The organism is Zhongshania guokunii, from assembly GCF_040892635.1.
Classification (GTDB): Bacteria; Pseudomonadota; Gammaproteobacteria; order Pseudomonadales; family Spongiibacteraceae; genus Spongiibacter; species Spongiibacter guokunii.
The window spans coordinates 213,319-231,030 of record NZ_JBFRYA010000005.1 but is presented as its reverse complement, the minus strand read 5'-3'; the positions used below and the strand labels follow the sequence as shown (position 1 = coordinate 231,030).

Annotated in this window: 15 protein-coding genes; 3 read left to right on the top strand and 12 right to left on the bottom strand. The window is 50.1% G+C overall.

Annotated features, from left to right (window positions below; translation table 11 throughout):
- Positions 1–138: 138 nt before the first annotated feature.
- The 3 genes from AB4876_RS07860 to AB4876_RS07850 all read right to left on the bottom strand — a co-directional run bounded on the left by AB4876_RS07860 (position 139) and on the right by AB4876_RS07850 (position 3,185).
- Positions 139–528: an FmdB family zinc ribbon protein gene (locus AB4876_RS07860; protein ID WP_301028290.1), complete on the bottom strand. Its 390-nt coding sequence runs from the start codon at positions 526–528 to the stop codon at positions 139–141.
- 79 nt (positions 529–607) lie between these two features.
- Positions 608–1,840 (bottom strand): formamidase, encoded by a 1,233-nt coding sequence (gene fmdA / locus AB4876_RS07855; protein WP_368381095.1) that lies wholly within the window; start codon positions 1,838–1,840, stop codon positions 608–610.
- Positions 1,841–2,156: 316 nt separating this feature from the next.
- Positions 2,157–3,185 (bottom strand): zinc-binding alcohol dehydrogenase family protein, encoded by a 1,029-nt coding sequence (locus AB4876_RS07850; protein ID WP_368381094.1) that lies wholly within the window; start codon positions 3,183–3,185, stop codon positions 2,157–2,159.
- Between the two features lie 103 nt (positions 3,186–3,288).
- Here AB4876_RS07850 and AB4876_RS07845 point away from each other — a divergent pair, with 103 nt between their 5' ends.
- Complete coding sequence (locus AB4876_RS07845) at positions 3,289–4,224, top strand: LysR family transcriptional regulator (RefSeq protein ID WP_368381093.1); 936 nt, start codon at positions 3,289–3,291, stop codon at positions 4,222–4,224.
- Between the two features lie 88 nt (positions 4,225–4,312).
- On the opposite strand, the gene AB4876_RS07840 is transcribed toward AB4876_RS07845, so the two are convergent.
- The 9 genes from AB4876_RS07840 to urtA form a co-directional block, all read right to left on the bottom strand.
- Positions 4,313–4,756, bottom strand: coding sequence for an FAD synthase family protein (locus AB4876_RS07840; protein ID WP_368381092.1), 444 nt, complete (start codon positions 4,754–4,756; stop codon positions 4,313–4,315).
- Between the two features lie 70 nt (positions 4,757–4,826).
- Positions 4,827–5,480 (bottom strand): CDP-alcohol phosphatidyltransferase family protein, encoded by a 654-nt coding sequence (locus AB4876_RS07835; protein ID WP_368381091.1) that lies wholly within the window; start codon positions 5,478–5,480, stop codon positions 4,827–4,829.
- Positions 5,481–5,864: 384 nt separating this feature from the next.
- On the bottom strand, positions 5,865–6,923 hold the full coding sequence (locus AB4876_RS07830) for an AAA family ATPase (protein ID WP_368381090.1): 1,059 nt from the start codon (positions 6,921–6,923) through the stop codon (positions 5,865–5,867).
- 62 nt (positions 6,924–6,985) lie between these two features.
- Complete coding sequence (locus AB4876_RS07825) at positions 6,986–8,032, bottom strand: aliphatic amidase (RefSeq protein ID WP_368381089.1); 1,047 nt, start codon at positions 8,030–8,032, stop codon at positions 6,986–6,988.
- A 59-nt stretch (positions 8,033–8,091) separates the two neighbouring features.
- Positions 8,092–8,781: an urea ABC transporter ATP-binding subunit UrtE gene (urtE, locus tag AB4876_RS07820; protein ID WP_301028280.1), complete on the bottom strand. Its 690-nt coding sequence runs from the start codon at positions 8,779–8,781 to the stop codon at positions 8,092–8,094.
- Positions 8,782–8,844: 63 nt separating this feature from the next.
- Positions 8,845–9,591 carry an urea ABC transporter ATP-binding protein UrtD gene (gene urtD / locus AB4876_RS07815; protein ID WP_368381125.1) on the bottom strand — a complete coding sequence of 249 codons (747 nt, stop codon included), beginning with the start codon at positions 9,589–9,591 and terminating at the stop codon, positions 8,845–8,847.
- Between the two features lie 2 nt (positions 9,592–9,593).
- The gene (urtC, locus tag AB4876_RS07810; RefSeq protein ID WP_368381088.1) at positions 9,594–10,748 is read right to left on the bottom strand and encodes an urea ABC transporter permease subunit UrtC; all 1,155 of its coding nucleotides are present in this window, start codon (positions 10,746–10,748) and stop codon (positions 9,594–9,596) included.
- 49 nt (positions 10,749–10,797) lie between these two features.
- Positions 10,798–11,721, bottom strand: coding sequence for an urea ABC transporter permease subunit UrtB (gene urtB / locus AB4876_RS07805; protein ID WP_368381087.1), 924 nt, complete (start codon positions 11,719–11,721; stop codon positions 10,798–10,800).
- Between the two features lie 132 nt (positions 11,722–11,853).
- Positions 11,854–13,101 (bottom strand): urea ABC transporter substrate-binding protein, encoded by a 1,248-nt coding sequence (gene urtA / locus AB4876_RS07800; protein WP_301028275.1) that lies wholly within the window; start codon positions 13,099–13,101, stop codon positions 11,854–11,856.
- 309 nt (positions 13,102–13,410) lie between these two features.
- Between urtA and AB4876_RS07795 the strand changes: the two genes are divergently transcribed.
- A complete protein-coding gene (locus AB4876_RS07795; protein WP_368381086.1) occupies positions 13,411–16,782 on the top strand; it encodes a hybrid sensor histidine kinase/response regulator in 3,372 nt (1,123 codons plus the stop codon).
- Positions 16,779–17,687, top strand: coding sequence for a response regulator transcription factor (locus AB4876_RS07790; RefSeq protein WP_301028271.1), 909 nt, complete (start codon positions 16,779–16,781; stop codon positions 17,685–17,687). Before AB4876_RS07795 ends, AB4876_RS07790 begins: the two co-directional genes overlap by 4 nt.
- The last annotated feature ends 25 nt before the right edge of the window (positions 17,688–17,712 follow it).

The following is a 17,712-nucleotide window of genomic DNA, read 5'->3' as shown; positions in this document are numbered from 1 at the left end:
AACCACTACACACACGCCAAGAATACCACGAGCAAAACTATACACGGCACTACACTAGGAATTCAGCCAAAAAAGAAGGAGCTACGCCACAGCGCGGCTCCTTCAATGTCCCTTCCCAAGGAGAATTTCAAAATCACCTTAGTGACTAATCATCCAGGGTCGCTGGGAGGGAAACACCTTGCTGCCGTCTGGCAGAAATATCGCTTGCTGACGCAAACTACTGCGGTCGGGGTTAATATCTTTGCTCCCGCAGCCACAGCCTTTTTTGGCGGCGGCGTGAGCGCGACGCTGACTCGCGTCTTCGCGGGAATCGGGTGTCGAAATAATCGGCTGATGCAGCGCTTTTTCATTGCGCGCCATCGCCTGACGCTTGGCCGGTGCCATCGCTAACACTTGCGGCGGTATCATAATCACCCGCGCACTGAGCTTGCCACACTGTGGACAGGCGCAGGGCAGGGCCGACTCGGCCATGCTGGCCAAGTCATGAAATAGGCCGTGGTCCTGACATTTATAATCATATACAGGCATTGTTTAGTCTCCTCTCCCTGTCATTTAACGCGCCAGCCTATTCCCCAACAAGCCGACGCACGGTGCCTCATACCAGCGGTCACAAATCCGGAGATAAAGGCACATCGGCACTACTGCCATCGACCTCGATTTTGGGTCCATTGGCATTGGGCTGCAGATCGAAATCAAAGATGTCGGTGGGTAGCCATAAGGTGGCGCAAGCGTTTGGAATATCCACCACCCCACTGATATGTCCCTGCACTGGCGCCACCCCAAGAATGGTGTAAGCCTGCGCGCGGGTGTAACCGAACTTGGTGAGGTACTCAATGGCATTCAAACACGCCTGCCGATACGCAATATGCACATCGAGGTAGTGCTGCTTGCCACCCTCATCCACCGAGATACCTTCAAAAATTAGATAATCATCATACTTAGGCGTGATCGGGCTGGGTTTGAATATAGGGTTTTTAATACCGTATTTTTCAATACCGCCCTTGATTAAATTCACCCGCAAATGAATCCAACCAGCCATTTCTATTGCGCCGCAAAAAGTAATTTCGCCATCGCCCTGACTAAAGTGCAAATCGCCCACACTCAGGCCAGCGTCTTTTACATACACGGGAAAATATACCTTCGCGCCCCGCGACAAATCTTTAATATCGCAGTTGCCGCCGTGCTCGCGCGGTGGCACCGTGCGCGCCCCTTCAGCGGCAGCTGCCTTGGCCGCCTCGCCAGTCATACGCCCCATATGGGCGGTTTCGGCATAGGGCAGGGTCGCTAATTCAGGAACCCGATGGGGATCGGTGTCGACCAGGGCTTTTTCACGGGTATTCCACTCGTTTAACATTTCCCGCGATGGCAGGCAGCCAATCAAACCTGGATGAATCAAACCCGCAAACTCCACCCGCGGCACATGGCGCGATTTGGTGAACATGCCGTTAAAATCCCAAATCGATTTCTGCGCTTCGGGAAAATGCTCGGTTAAAAAGCCACCGCCGTTCTGCTTAGAAAAGAAGCCATTAAAACCCCACTGACTTTCTTCGAAGGTGCCAATATCTAAAATATCGACCACCAATAAATCACCTGGCTCGGCACCCTCTACACCAACGGGGCCAGAGAGAAAATGCACCTTACTCAAATCGACATCGCGAACATCATCTGCGGAATCATTATTGCTAATCTGCCCGCCGGTCCAGTCTACGCACTCAATTTTAAAATCGTCGCCGGGCTTGACCATCGACACCATCGGAATATCAGGGTGCCAGCGGTTGTGGATCATATCGTTCTCATAAGCCGACTTGCTAAGGTCAACCTTGATGATTGTTTCAGCCATCGTTTCTCTCCGGATCAGTCTTAGAAAATTCTGGACGACACCACCACCGACTTATCGACACCAATCACCCGAGGCAAAATAGTAATAAGCGGCCTTCGCCATGCAGCTACTATCCGCAATCGCGGTTTGATCCGGTATTAGTCAATATGCCCTGAGGGCTACGTTAAATGACGTAGGGGCGATAAAAAGCGCCAACTGAAGCTAAGAAATGAGCTGAGAAAAAGCGTTTGGAGAGTGGCCAAATACGAAAAAGCCGCCGAGAGACTTGATCTAACTCGGCGGCAATACTGCAAGCAAAAACTAAATTGCTGCTATATCAGAAACCTTCTAAAACGATTTTGCCAATCGCCGTACCCGACTCCAATTCGGCGTGGGCCGCTTTGAGATTGTTGGCATTGATAGTGCCAAGGTTTTTGCCACTAGTGGTTTTAATATACGCTTGGTCAACTAGGTCGGCCACTCGGCTTAGCAGCTTGCCCTGCTCGTCCATATCGGCCGCTTGGTACATTGAGCGGGCAAACATAAACTCGATATGCAGCGACTGACTCTTTGTTTTTAATTTCATTACATCTAGCGGCGTAGCCGGATCGTCAATCATCGCGATTTTGCCAAAGGTCGCCAGCATTTCTGGATAGCTGTCAAAGTAGCTGCCGGTGCCGTTCAGGCTGGCAATATGAGTGACCTGTTTAATTCCTAATGCCTCGAGTTGCGGCAGGAGTGGCTTGCTGTGATCTATAACATGATCTGCGCCCTGCGACTTCACCCACGTTTGAGTTCCCGCCCGTGACGCGGTGGCGATCACCGTGGCACCCGTAATGGCCTTAGCGAGCTGAATCAAAATAGAACCGACGCCACCTGCTGCGCCCACCACCAAAATTACCTCGTCGGATTTGTCCGTTGAATTCGCTCCTTGCTGCCTTATTGCAAGATGCTCAAACAACAACTCCCAAGCGGTGATGGTTGTCAGCGGTAGCGCAGCGGCTTCAGCAAATGACAAACTCTTGGGTTTACCACCCACAATACGCTCGTCGACCAGCTGATACTCGGCATTGCTGCCTTGACGGGTGAGATCACCAGCGTAGTACACCACATCGCCAGGCTTAAATTTTGTAACTGCTTCACCCACCGCAATCACTTCGCCGGCGGCATCCCAGCCTATCACCTTGTAGCTGCCGTCTTCGTTTACGGCCTTCTGGCGAATTTTGGAATCTACGGGGTTAACGGCAATTGCCTTGATCTTCACGAGCAAATCGCGCCCTTTGGCAATGGGCTGCGGGAGTTCGATGTCGATTAACGATGCGGCGTCATTAATGGGGAGTGATTCTTTATAGCCAATTGCTTTCATAGGGTTTATCCAGGTGATGAGTGATCGCCAAGCAGTGTAGGGCTTGCGTTATTCAATTTAAACAGCATAATCAAGGATTCATTATCAAATATGATTAGATAATATGTTATTAGAAGACCTTCAAGTAATACTCAAAGTCGCTGAATTCCGCAGTATCACGGCAGCCGCGGCGAGCTTGGATATGCGCACCGCAACGGCAAGCGCAGCATTGAAACGCGCTGAGGCCGCGCTGGGCGCCGAGCTTTTTATTCGCACCACCCGCCAACTTCGGCTCTCCACTGCCGGTGAACGCTATATACCCCAGTGCGAGCAGGCCCTCATCATGTTGGAGCAAGCCAAACTCAATATGAAAGATGGTTTGGATAACGTTGATGGTGAGCTGCGCATTGCATTGTCGTCAGATTTAGGGAGAAACTTCGCTATTCCCTGGCTCGACGAGTTTATGGACGCCCACCCAAAAGTAAGCTTAAAAACCAATATAAGTGATAGCAACATCGACTTTTATCGCGACTCGGTAGACATAGCCCTACGTTACGGCTCGCCTTCTGACGCAAACCTTTATGGCTTTAAAATCTGCAATGTGCCAAGCCTATTATGCGCAACTCCCGCGTATCTTGCGGAAAAGGGCAGCCCCAGCCATCCCCATGATCTAGCGTCACATAACGGGCTTTTTTACCAGCTTCACGACATTACGCACGACACATGGGCATTCTCGCAGGATGGGCGCGAATACAAAATCAAAATGAGTGGTAAGCACGCCTCCAATGACGGCGACTTGGTAAGACGTTGGTGTGTTGCCGGTAAAGGCGTAGCTGTTAAATCTTGCTTAGATATGTCGGCAGATTTACTGTCGGGCCAAGTCATTAATATTATGCCCAAGTTTAAACCGCGGCCTACCGAGCTGTGGCTTATTTGCCCCAGCAGGCAATCTATCACCCCCGCCGTGCGACTGCTGAGGGATATGTTTAAACAGAAATGTAGTCTTATTCTAAAGCAGCTGCATGAGCGAGGATTTATCGATGACAGTGTTTTTATCTAGGAAGATTAATTCGGAAAGGCAGTAGCCGCCCTAGACCTACAGATTAAGGTCTCGGCAACTTCAGGTTTTGTTTTTAGTTTTGGTATTTCTAAGCAACAATCTGTTCAAGATAATTATTTTTATCCGTTTGCGCGATGGTGTGCTTTTTAATTCTGCTAGATGAGGTGCGCGGATTATAAAGCACCTGAATAATTTGTTTGCCCTGGCTTTTTAAGTAGGCTTCCACTTCAAGATTGTGGCGCTTCTTGCCCCAGTCTTCACCCACCACAAAAATATCGGCATCTACTGCTTTGCAACCAGAAACATATTCTAACTCGTGGTAGGGCTGAACAATATCAACGCAGCGCAAGGCCTTTAACATTTCCAATCTTTGATCTAAGGGAATAACCGGTGTATTAGGCTTATAGGAGTTCACCACTTTATCCGAGGCAACACCCACCGCCACCACATCGCCCAACGTTTTACAGTACTCTAACAAGGCAAGATGCCCTACGTGCAATAAATCAAATGTACCTACAGTGTATACAACCATTATCCTTTTTTACTCCTCGATTAAAAATAGTGTTTTTGCTTCTGCGCTAAATCTCAGTTTGTCTTTTCGACTACAAAAGTTTCCAGCCATAAATACCGGTAATCGCCAGTGTATAAATTGCCAAGCGATAAACATTGGCCGGATTACCAGAGAGCTTTGGGGTTTTAATCTGCGACACATTCAGCGCCGCAAGCCCCACACCGCTGATATAAAGCACAATTGTGAACACGCCCTGACTTAGAAAGCTTTCAAACAAGAATATAAATACCAGAATAATATTATTGTTATCCAGCGCCAGCCCCGTGTATTTCGCCTCGCCAGAAAGACCGAAGGTGCTGAAATAGCTCAGCCTTATTGCGCTCGCGGCGAGCATAATAAAAGCACCTATCAGAAAGATTGGCGCAAAGCCGCCAAAACTCAACAACAGCACCGCGGGTGTGACGCCATAACTCACAATGTCGATTAGCAAATCGAGCTGGCCACCAAAAATGCGGTCGCTGCCGGTGCGCCCTTTCATTCTTCGCGCAACCAAGCCGTCGGCCCAGTCAAAGGCAACAGCCCAGATCATGCCGATCATTGCCGCGTAAAAAACACCTAAAATGCTAAAGTAAATGGCCAGAATGGTGCAGGCCAGTCCCGCCAGTGAACAGATATTCGGCAGGTCTTTTACAAAAGAAAGTATACTGGGTTGCTGCTCTTTAAATTCAGTATTGCCCGTAGTCATAACACTCCAATAAGTGGCGCTTGATGATCATTTCTGATATCAAGAAAATAGAAAAAATTCGCCAGCATAGCGCTAGAATGTGCGGGCAATATAGGATGTAGCTTTACAGGGTAGAGATGGAAAATCTAAATTTTGAGAACCGCAGAGCCCAATATTGAGGTGACGGTGATGGAAATCGCGCGATTGATGCCACGCTAATAAAACGCAGAAAGAACAACAAGAGAGGCAACATACCACACATAGCATGATTTATCGCGGTATATCAACAAATGACGTGCTATGGGTATGGGTATGGGTATGGGGCTGGCGCTGAACCCGATTCCATTGAGAACCTGCTAGCGAAGCACCTCCTATCAAGCTTGAACTAGCACTATTATAAAAGCCCTACACCGCCTCAACCACCAAGCTACTATTCTGAATAAAGCCAATGAAACGATTGCTCTCTGGCGCTGCCAATATGGCTCTAGCCACTACCGGTTCTAAGCTGGTTCGCAAACGGCGAGCAATATCGCGCGCGCCATAGCGGGCGTCGTAGTGTTTCAAAAGATAATCAAAACAGGGCTGATCCAAATCAAGTTCGACGCCCTGCTTACGCAAACGTCGCCCAAGATTCCCTAGTTCAATATTGAGCAAGGCACTCAGATCGCTGCGCAACAAATGTTTAAAAACAAGAATGGCATCGATCCTATTAATAAATTCAGGATCAAACTTCTGCCTAAGTGCGCGATCAATCAGTTGTTGTTCGCCAGCCTTCCGTTCAGCAAATACGTATTTTTTATTTCGATGGCGCTCAAGCTCAGACGCGGCAATATTGCTGCTCATAAAGATTAAGCTATTACAAAAATCCAGCGCCTTGACCCCAGACGAAAGACGTAGTTTTCCGCTATCCAATACATTCAGTAGCGAGCGGATGACTTCGTCACTGGCTTTTTCTATTTCATCAAACAAGATAACGGACGGCACACTATAGCTCCCCGCTATCTCATCTACAGGAAAGAGCGTATGCCCCTCCTTGCTACCAACATAGCCCGGCGGCGCACCGGTTAATGCAGCGGCATAGTGGTCTTGCGCTAGGGTATTCATATCGATGCGAACCAAGGCCTCGGCGCTACCGCAAATTGCCTCGGCAATAAGCCGAGCAGTCTGGGTTTTGCCAACCCCTGTTGGCCCCAGCAACAGCATCACGCACAGTGGCCGCTGCTTACTGCCAATATCGGCCTTTACCACATGCAACATATCTTCTATTGCCGCCAGAGCAGCGTCCTGCCCAATAATTCGGCTGCGCAGCAAGGCCATTACCGCGCCAGGGTCAAAGCGAAAGCGAGATTGACGTTTGGCGGTCACGGTTTTATCCGGCATGCAGGCCGCTGAAAACAAGCCGGTATTCGCTTGACTGGCTAAACGCGCCTGATTGTCTGCCAATTGGTCGTTTATAAATGGCATGATAAGCCCTCACGTCTACACGTGCGTAACAGTACTGAGGCGCGGCTACGTACTGCATTGCGCTATTGGCCCGCCTGTTCTTCCTTGCCAACAAAAGGTAGCTCGCCCACAGGGCAGTCTGCCACGCCTATCGTTGGTCGGGTCATACGCTCTACATCGGCCTGGGCCTTCTCAGCATCTAAGACCCAGGTTCGGTAAAAATCGAAGGGACAATCCGCTACACCTTTGTCGCCATCACCGGAGTTATAGACGCCGGTGTAGCCACGGTGGAGTAATTTGAATAGATGATTTTGCGATTGATCATTGGCCCTCGCATCGCGAATTTGACTCACCGACAACTGGGCATATTGCACGCCCATGTCTTCTTCACCACACTCACCCAAGGTGCGGCCATCAAAGCCAATAATGGCAGAGTGACCAAAATAGGAATACACGCCGTCGAAACCACTGGCATTGGCAACGGCCACATAGCAGTTATTTGCCCACGCCATGCTTTTTGCCATCATCACTTGTTGTTCTTTAGCGGGATACATATAGCCTTGGCAGCGCACAATTAGCTCCGCGCCCTTCATGGCGCAGTCTCGCCAAATTTCAGGGTAGTTGCCATCGTCACAAATAATCAGGCTGATTTTCATGCCCTTGGGGCCATCGCTGACATAGGTTTTATCGCCAGGATACCAACCCTCTATTGGGCACCAAGGAATACACTTGCGGTATTTTTGAACGATTTCGCCTTGATCATTAATGAGCACAAGCGTGTTGTATGGCGCTTTGTGCGGGTGTTCTTCATGGCGTTCGCCAGTAAGCGAGAATATTCCCCAAGTTTTGGCCTCGCGGCACGCAGCGCTAAAAATAGCGGTTTCATCGCCGGGAATAGTGGCAGCGGTGGCCATCATCTCATCGTTGTCATACATAATGCCCATGGTGCTGTATTCGGGAAACACCACTAAGTCCATGCCCGGCAGGCCGATCTTCATGCCCTTAATCATCTCGGCAATATTGCGGGCATTGTCCAATACTTGCTCGCGGCTGTGTAAGCGCGGCATTTTGTAGTTAACAACCGCCACGCCAACCGTGTCTGGGCTGCTAGAAATATCACCGTGTCGCATTGTAATCTCCGCCGTAATTCAATCGTTGTTCATTTGTCGCACTGAAATCAATCACCGTATTACACTGATAGATAGGCTTTGATTTTATCGGTGTCGACATCTTCGCGTAGGTCTTCGTGAATAAAGCTGCCCTTGTCTATCACGATAATTCGGTCGGCTATCGCCATGGTAAAGCTCAGCACTTGTTCAGAAACAATAATGGTGATGTCGCGCAGTTTTTTAATCTCATTAAGCACATTGGCAATGTCTTTGATAATAGAGGGCTGAATACCTTCCGTTGGCTCGTCAAGCAGTAGCACTTTGGGATTTGTCACCAATGCCCGCGCAATGGCTAACTGCTGCTGCTGCCCCCCCGAGAGATTGCCGCCTTTACGCTTGCGCATTTCTGCCAGCACTGGGAAGAGCGCATAGATATCGTCGGGAATTTTTTTAAGTTTGGAGACTTCCATTCCCGTTTCAATATTCTCTTGCACGGTTAACGAGGGAAATATCATTCGCCCCTGGGGAACATAGGCAATGCCATTTTCCACCCGTTGAAAACTTTCTTTACTACTAACATCAATTCCGTCAATTAAAATTTTGCCATCTGCGCTGGGCAAGATACCGATAAGTGATTTAAACAGCGTGGTTTTGCCCATGCCATTGCGGCCCATAATCGCAAGGGTCTCATTTTTGGGCACCACAAAATCGAGGCCGTGAATAACTTCACTTTGCCCGTAACACACTTTTAAATTAGAGACTTCTAACATAATTTTCTTTCACCTCGCGTGAGTCACTCATACTTTTCGCCGCTAAAAAATACGCATACGGCGTTAATGACCGAGATAAACCTCAATCACCTTGGGGTCTTTTTGCACATCTTTCATTTCGCCAGCGGCCAGAATCTTGCCTTGGTGCAAAACGGTGACCTTGTGGGCTATACGTGCGACAAATTCCATATCGTGTTCTATTACCAGCACCGATCTACCAGCGCTGATTTTGTTAAGTAACTCGGCGGTTTGCTCACGCTCTTTCACGCTCATACCGGCAACCGGCTCGTCTAGCATGAGCAACTGGGGATCTTGGATCAGTAACATGCCAATTTCTAACCACTGCTTTTGCCCATGGCTTAGCAGGCCGGCCTCGGTGTGCAAGAATTTTTCCAGCATGATCTGCTTGGCCACTTCCATAATTTTATCGCGTACCACGGCGTCGTGTTTAAACATTAGCGAGCCAAATACGCCACGTCCTTTGGGATAGGAAATTTCCAGATTTTCCATCACGCTCAAGTTTTCATAAATCGACGGGGTTTGAAATTTACGGCCCACCCCCGCCCGCACAATTTCGTGCTCAGAAAGATTGGTTAATTCCTTGTTCAAAAATTTTATGCTGCCAGAGGTTGATTTGGTTTTACCGCATATTAAATCCAGCACGGTGGTTTTACCGGCGCCATTTGGGCCAATAACCACATGCAGCTCATTTCTGTCTAAGTAAAAGTTCAGGCTATCGACGGCTTTAAAGCCATCAAATGACACCGTGAGATCTTCTATCGCTAAGGTAAAGTCAGTATTGGTGGACATATTCATGAGTTTGCCCCCTCCAGCTCAACGCTATCTGCGGTGTTTTTAGATTTATCAAAAAATTTATTGATAAAGCCAAAGCGTTTGGTGATGTGGTGGCCATAGTCTTCCCACAAGCCAGCTAGGCCGTTTGGAAAAAACATAACAACGGCGATGAACAAGCCGCCCATGAGGAATAGCCATAGCTCAGGAAAGGATTCAGAGAACGCCGTTTTACCAAAGTTAATCAGCAAGGTGCCGTATACCGCACCGATCAGTGACATGCGGCCGCCAATCGCGGCAAAGATCACCATTTCAATGGAGGGCACAATACCGACGAAGGACGGTGACATAAAGCCGACCTGCAAGGTAAACATGGCGCCGCCTATCGCGGAGATCATCGCCGCAAAGCTGAAGATAAATATTTTAAAATTGGCCACATCATAGCCCGAGAAACGCACCCTATCTTCTTTGTCGCGCATGGCCAGCAATAAGCGCCCAAACTTGCTGGTTAAGATAAAGCGCGAGGCAATAATTACCGCGAGGAGCAGAAAACAGTTAATAAAGTAAAACAGATTCTTGGCACTGTCTGAGGTGATGTCCCAGCCATTTAGGGTGCGTAAATCAGTTATGCCATTGATCCCGCCCGTTAGCCCCTGCTGACCTACAATCAGTACCGTTAAGATAACGGAAACAACCTGGGTAATGATCGCAAAGTACACACCCCCGACCCGGCGTTTAAACATGGCAGCACCAATGATGTACGCAAATATCGTGGGTACAACCAAAACGGCGAACAAGGTAAAAGTGAAACTATGAAATGGCATCCAAAACAGCGGTAACTCCGTTATTTGGTTCCAGTCCATAAAGTCGGGAATGCCCGGTGTTGACTGGATAGCGGTATTTTCCGGCGACGAGGCCTCTAGTTTTAAAAACATCGCCATGGCGTAGCCGCCAATACCAAAGAAAATGCCCTGCCCCAAACTCAAGGTGCCGCCATAACCCCACAGCAACACCAAGCTAACCGCCGCGAAGGCATAAGTCAGGTACTTGCCCACCAGATTCAAACGAAAGGAATCGAGCATCACAGGAAACACAACCAGAATCAGCGCCGCTAAGATGCAAAATCCTATTAGCCCCTTTTTATCGCCAAATAATTTTTCGTATACAAAGCTCATCATTAACTCCCAATAATTTATAACCAGATCGCTTAGAGCGAGGCTCGTCTTAGCGACGAACCTTGCTGGCAAATAGGCCTTCTGGTTTGAACATCAAAATTATTACCAAGGTGAGCAAGGTAAAGACTTTGGCCATTGATCCGCTGATAAAGAATTCGAGAATGGATTGGGCTTGTGCGATTGAGAATGCTGAGGCGATTGTGCCAAACAAGCTCGCAGCACCACCAAAGACCACCACCATAAAGGTATCAACAATATAAAGCGTTCCCGTGGTTGGCCCAGTAGACGCAATCGTGGTAAACGCCGCACCGGCCATACCGGCTATGCCGCAACCCAGTGCAAAGGTGTAGCGGTCAATCTTTTTGGTGTTAATACCCACCGCGCCAGCCATAACCCGATTCTGAGTGGTGGCGCGCACCCGCAAACCCCAGCTGGATTTAAACATGAGGTAAAATACCGCCAAGGTCGTGAATATCGTTAAACCGAGCACGAACATGCCGTTAATGGGGATGTCGATCATCTCGGTCGGCTTAACAGAACCCATCAACCATTCTGGCAGTGTGGGACTCACTTCCCGCGCGCCAAAGATCGAGCGGTAGGATTGCTGCATGATTAAGCTCAAGCCCCAAGTCGCTAACAAGGTGTCTAATGGGCGCTTGTAGAGATGCCTTATCAATATAAATTCTGCGAGATACCCGAGTGTGCCGGCAACGAGAAATGCCGCAGCAATCGAGAACACAAAATAGTACGGCATGAATGCCGGAATATAGGTTTCTGTGAGAGAAGAGATCAGATAGGTGGTATACGCCCCTGCGGCCATAAATTCGCCGTGAGCCATATTAATGACCCCCATCTGCCCAAATATAATTGCGAGCCCCAAGGCCATCAGCAACAGTACGCTGAACAAGCTGATGCCGGCGAAGCCCTGCATTGCGAATATCGCGCCTAACTCGTCGTAGCTATAACCGCCCATTACTTAGCCTCCGCTAAAAAGTACTTCAACATTCTGGTCACTGCTGCTTTCCACTACATCATTTCGCTAAAGAGTTTGGCGAGCATTGCTGCTCGCCGGTCTTGCTAGAATATTTCTGAGACGCCCTAGAGCTTATTGATAACCTTCTGGGAATGGATCTGGCTCAAGCAGTTCAGAGGTATACACCACCTCAGCCTGGCCATCTTTCTTCCACATACCTACCCGTGCCTTACTCCAAAGGTGGTGATTGGGGTGAAGTTTCACATAGCCTTCTGGTGCGGTAGTCAGCTCGATATCGCCCTCTTCAGAGGCCTTAACAACCGCGTCTACGTCAAAGGTGCCGGCTTTCTCAACAGCCGCTTTCCACAACCAAGGCCCGAGGTAAGCAGCTTGGGTTACGTCACCAATCACACTGTCGTCGCCCCACATTTCTTTAAAGGCTTTAACAAAGGCCACGTTGTTGGCGTTATCTTGGCTCTGGAAGTACTTCATGATGGAGTAGAAGCCTTCGAGGTTTTCACCACCGATGCCCAATACTTCATCTTCGGTTACCGAGATCGTCAGCAGCGTCTGCTTCTTGGAGTTGATACCCGCCGCTTTAAGCTGCTTAAACCACGCTACGTTACTGCCACCCACTACCGCGGCGTAAATCACATCAGGCTTTTTAAGGCGGATTTTGTTGATGACCGAACCAAACTGGGTATCGCCCAGTGGCTTGTACTCTTCACCCACCACTTTGCCGCCCAGCACGTTTTCTATGTGTTTACGGGCAATTTTCATGGAAGTACGTGGCCAGATGTAATCGGAGCCAATCAGGTAGAAGGTCTTCGCGCCCTTCTCTTTTGCCACCCAGTTCAAACCATCTAGAATCTGCTGGGTCGCTTCCTGACCGGTGTAAATTACGTTCTTAGACTGCTCTAGCCCTTCGTAAAATGTGGGGTAATAAAGCAGGCCATTTTCTTTTTCAAACACCGGCAGCGCTGCTTTACGCGAGGCCGAGGTCCAGCAGCCAAATACGGCGGCTACCTTGTCGTTCACTAATAATTTACGGCTTTTTTCTGCAAAGGTTGGCCAGTCGCTGGCGCCATCTTCTTGAATGATTTTGATTTGCCGGCCGAGAATACCGCCAGATTCGTTAATTTGTTTAATGGCCAGCTTTTCGGCCTCTTGGGCGCCGGTTTCACTAATCGCCATGGTGCCGGTGAGCGAGTGCAAAATGCCCACCGTTACAGTATCTTCGGTAACCGCCTGCCCAGTGGTGGTGGCGGGTGCCGCCCAACTCAACTGCGATGCCAGAATAATACCCAGCGGCAGTGCGCCAAGGGCGCGAACTACCTTGCGGCGCCCCCACGAACGCTGATTATCGGATTTATCACTCATCGTTACTTCTCCTACCCTTGGGTTGCTTGATTCGACAGTGGACAGTCTCCTTAGAAGTTCCCCATCGCACCATGAGGCGAATGCTCCCCCCCAGTAAGTTAAATGACGTATACCGGCCTCGCCGCCAGCGCGGTACCTTCTGCAGGTAAACACCACTCGGGTGCCTTTCTATAAGCAGATATACTAGAGACGGGACAAAACCTTTATGACTGCTATGCTGCGGGCTTCAAACAAGCTTAAGGCCTATAATGGCAAGTCCTAGCTAGTTCGTTCAGCCAATGAGCTGTTATCGGAGCGTCATTTGGCCATATGAGTGCGCAACAAAAAGTATTCCGGGTACGCCGGAAGTACAATCGTTGGGTAGCCAACGAAACCTTAGAAGATTACGCACTGCGATTCACCGCCAAGGCTGCGCGTAAGTGGTCAGTTAATCGGGTTTCGAACACCGCGCTGGGCGCTATTTCCTTCCTTGCCCTCGAGGCTATTGGCGGGGCGATTACCCTCAGCTACGGTTTTAACAATACCGTGGCTGCAGTTATGGCCGTGGGCATTATTATTTTTTTAACCGGCCTGCCGATTTGCTATCACGCCGCCCGCCAGGGCATTGATATTGACCTGCTCACCCGTGGTGCCGGTTTTGGTTATATTGGCTCGACCATCACCTCACTGATTTACGCCTCATTCACCTTTATTTTCTTTGCGCTTGAGTCGTCGATCATGGCGCTGGCGCTGGAGCTCAGCCTCGACATTCCACTCAAGTACGGCTATTTAATCAGCGCCGTTGTGGTGATTCCGCTGGTGACCCACGGCATTACCTGGATAAGCCGCTTTCAAGTGTGGACTCAACCGCTGTGGATTGTATTGCAGCTCGCGCCGCTGGCCTGTATTGCTTGGCAGTCGGACGAGGCCTTTAATAACTGGGTGGCCTTCACACCGCCAGACAGCGACCCAAATCTCAACATTTTGGCCTTTGGCGCCGCCTCGGCGGTGATCTTTTCACTGATTGCGCAAATAGGCGAACAGGTCGATTTTCTGCGCTTTTTGCCCCACCAAGATCGGCCTAATAAGCGCTGGTGGCTGGCGTTAATCGCGGCGGGGCCGGGCTGGATTATTAGCGGCTCGATTAAGATCTTGGTGGGTTCCTTTCTGGCGGTATTGGCGCTGAGCCACGGCATTCCGTTTAGTGATGCCGCCGATCCTAATCACATGTACCTCACTGCCTTCAGTTATTTAAGTTCGTCGCCCCAGCTAACATTGATTTTATGCAGCGTTTTTGTGATTTTGTCGCAGCTCAAAATCAATGTTACCAACGCCTACGCTGGCTCCATTGCTTGGTCTAATTTCTTTTCGCGGCTCACTCACAACCACCCTGGGCGGGTAGTGTGGCTGGTGTTTAATGTGGCCATTGCGCTGATGTTGATGGAACTGGGCATTTATCGAATTCTGGAAGAAATCCTCACCGCCTATGCGATTATTGCGCTGGCCTGGGTCGGCTCATTGGTCGCCGATTTGGTCATCAATCGGCCCCTTGGCTTGCGCCCCCAAGCAATAGAGTTTAAACGTGCCCACCTCTACGACATCAACCCCGTTGGGGTTGGCTCGATGATCATTGCGTCAACCGTCGGACTGTTTGCCCATATTGGCCAATTTGGCCCCACCGCCCAAGCATTGGCCTCGTTTATAGCGCTGGGTAGCACCTTTATTCTCGCACCGCTCATTTGCTGGCTAACCAAGGGCCGCTACTACTTAGCCCGCGAACCCGCCATCGCCAGCAGCAAAGTCTCTCTGCGCTGCTGTATTTGCTACCACCATTTTGAAGGCGAGGACATGAGTCACTGCCCCGCCTACGCCGGGCCAATTTGCTCGCTGTGCTGCTCACTCGACAGCCGCTGTCACGATATGTGTAAAACCAATTCGCGCATGGCCGAGCAGCTCACCAATGCCCTCAGCTTTCTGCTGCCGACCAGTTGGATACGCTCACTGAATACCCGCATTGGGCATTTTTTAGGCTTGTTCACGCTTATCAGCTTTATCATTGCCAGTGTGTTAGCGCTGGTCTATGTGCAAATCACCATCGACGAGGGCATGGAGCGCAGTCTCGCCGCCAGCGCTTTAACAAACGTATTTTGTATTTTGCTTATTGTCTGCGGCATATTGGCGTGGATGTTCGCCTTAGTTCACGACAGTCGCCGAGTTGCCCAAGAAGAATCCCAACGGCAGACCGAATTGCTCATGGCTGAAATTGCGGCCCACAAACAAACCGACCTGCAATTACAGCGCGCCAAAGAGGTTGCCGAAGCCGCCAACCAAGCCAAAACTCGCTATTTAACCGGCATCAGCCACGAACTGCGCTCACCCCTAAATGCCATTCTCGGCTATGCCCAGCTACTGGAAAAAGACACGTCCATCCCTGCCAGTCGCCTCGATGCCCTGCGGGTAATACGCCGGAGCAGCGAGCATCTGGCCGACCTAATTGAAGGCTTACTGGATATATCCCGTATTGAAGCGGGCCGCTTAGAGCTCTCACCAAGCGACGTAAACTTGGGTAATTTATTAGACCAGATTGTGAGTATGTTTCAGGTTCAAGCCCAGGCCAAGGGCATTGGCTTTAGTTTTGACCGCCTCACACCGCTGCCAGAAACAGTAAAAACCGATGAAAAGCGCCTGCGCCAGATTCTCATTAATTTAATTTCCAACGCCATAAAATACACGCCAGAGGGACGGGTCAATTTCACCATTAGTTATCGCAACCAGGTCGCTGAGTTTATTATTAACGACACCGGCTTTGGCATTGCCGCCGAGGATATCGAACGTATTTTCAGGCCCTTTGAGCGCGTGCGCAAACCTGGCGCGCCGCATATTGCCGGCACCGGATTAGGTCTCACCATCACTCGCCTGCTCACCGATATTATGGGCGGCGACATTAGTATTCACAGCCAAGTTGGGGTTGGCAGTGAAGTGAAGCTAAACCTAATGCTGAGCAGCACCGACAGACTGGCCAGTGTGAGCCCCAGCGAGAAAAAGATCATTAGCTACGGGGGCGCCGAGCAAACCCTGTTTGTGGTCGATGACGAACCCACCCACCGCAGCCTGCTCAGCGACATGCTAAAACCGCTGGGTTTCAATGTGATCTCGGCTCCGGACGGCGGCACCTGTTTAGACATGCTCCGCTACTGCGCCTCAGAACCGCGGGTATTTCTCTTAGATATTGCCATGCCCGGCATGAGCGGCTGGGACTTAGCCAAAGCCATTCGCGCGCGCATCCACAGCGCCACCATTATTATGATTTCAGCCAATGCGACCGAGGTGACGCCAGAAAGCAGTGGCGTACCACCTCACGATGCCTATCTCTTTAAACCCATCCGCGTTGCGCAAGTGCTCGACTACTTAGCAAAATATGCGGGAATCGATTGGGTATATGAGTCAAAACAACAAAGTGAAGATCGGGTAGTGGCGAACGCCGCCAGCGCGGATACCATTTCGCTCACGCTGAGCATTGAGGCGCGTCGCGAGCTAATTCAACTCGCGAAGATTGGCTACGCCAAGGGTATTCGCCACTGCCTAGACAAACTGGCGCAAGACCAAAGCATCGACCCCAAAAGTCTTGCCAGCCTGCAGGAGCAGGCGGCAGGATTTCAATTCGCCGCACTCATCGCCGCCTTAGAAGACAAGCCAATATGAAGCCAACCAGCGCCAAGAAAGACGTCGTGCTAATCGTCGACGACTCACCCGATACCTTGAGCATGTTAAACGACACCTTAGATCAGGCGGGCATTACAGTACTGGTCGCACTGGAAGGCGCCCAAGCCCTAACCATTGCCGCCACAATTACCCCCGACGTTATTTTAATGGACGCCTTAATGCCAAATATGGACGGTTTTGAAGCCTGCCGACGCTTAAAGGAAAACCGCGAGCTAGCCCATATTCCCGTAATATTTATGACCGGTCTTAGCGACACCGAAAGTATTGTAAAAGGCTTTGCCGCCGGCGGTGTCGACTACATTACCAAACCGGTCAAAGGCGATGAGCTTATCGCGCGAATACGCGCCCATTTAAGCAATGCACGCTTAACCCTCAGCGCGCGCGTTGCACTAGACAATACCGGCAAATTTTTATTTTCTGCCACCACCGACGGCAACGTACTTTGGGCAACCCCTCAGGCTTACCACTTACTAGAAGACGCCGGCTTAAACAGTACGTGGCTAGACGAAAACCTACCCAGCCAGCTCAGCCAATTACTGGCGCCGCACTACAACAAGGAAAAAGGCCTGCTGGTAAAAGCCGCCAAGAAACCGCTAGAAATTCGCTATATAAGCCAAACTGGGGACGATGAATATTTACTGCAACTCATCGACATGGAGCGGCCCTCTGATCTAGAGCGCCTACGTGCCGCTCTGCCAATTACCGAGCGTGAGTCTGAGGTATTGCTGTGGATTGCCCACGGCAAAACCAATCGTGAAATTGGTACTATTCTCGACATGAGCCCGCGCACAGCCAACAAACACTTAGAGCAAATATTTCGCAAACTCAATGTTGAAAACCGCACGGCAGCGGCGGTGATCGCCTTAAAGCACTTACCAAGCTAAAGGTGCGCGGTGTTTTAAAGCGTTT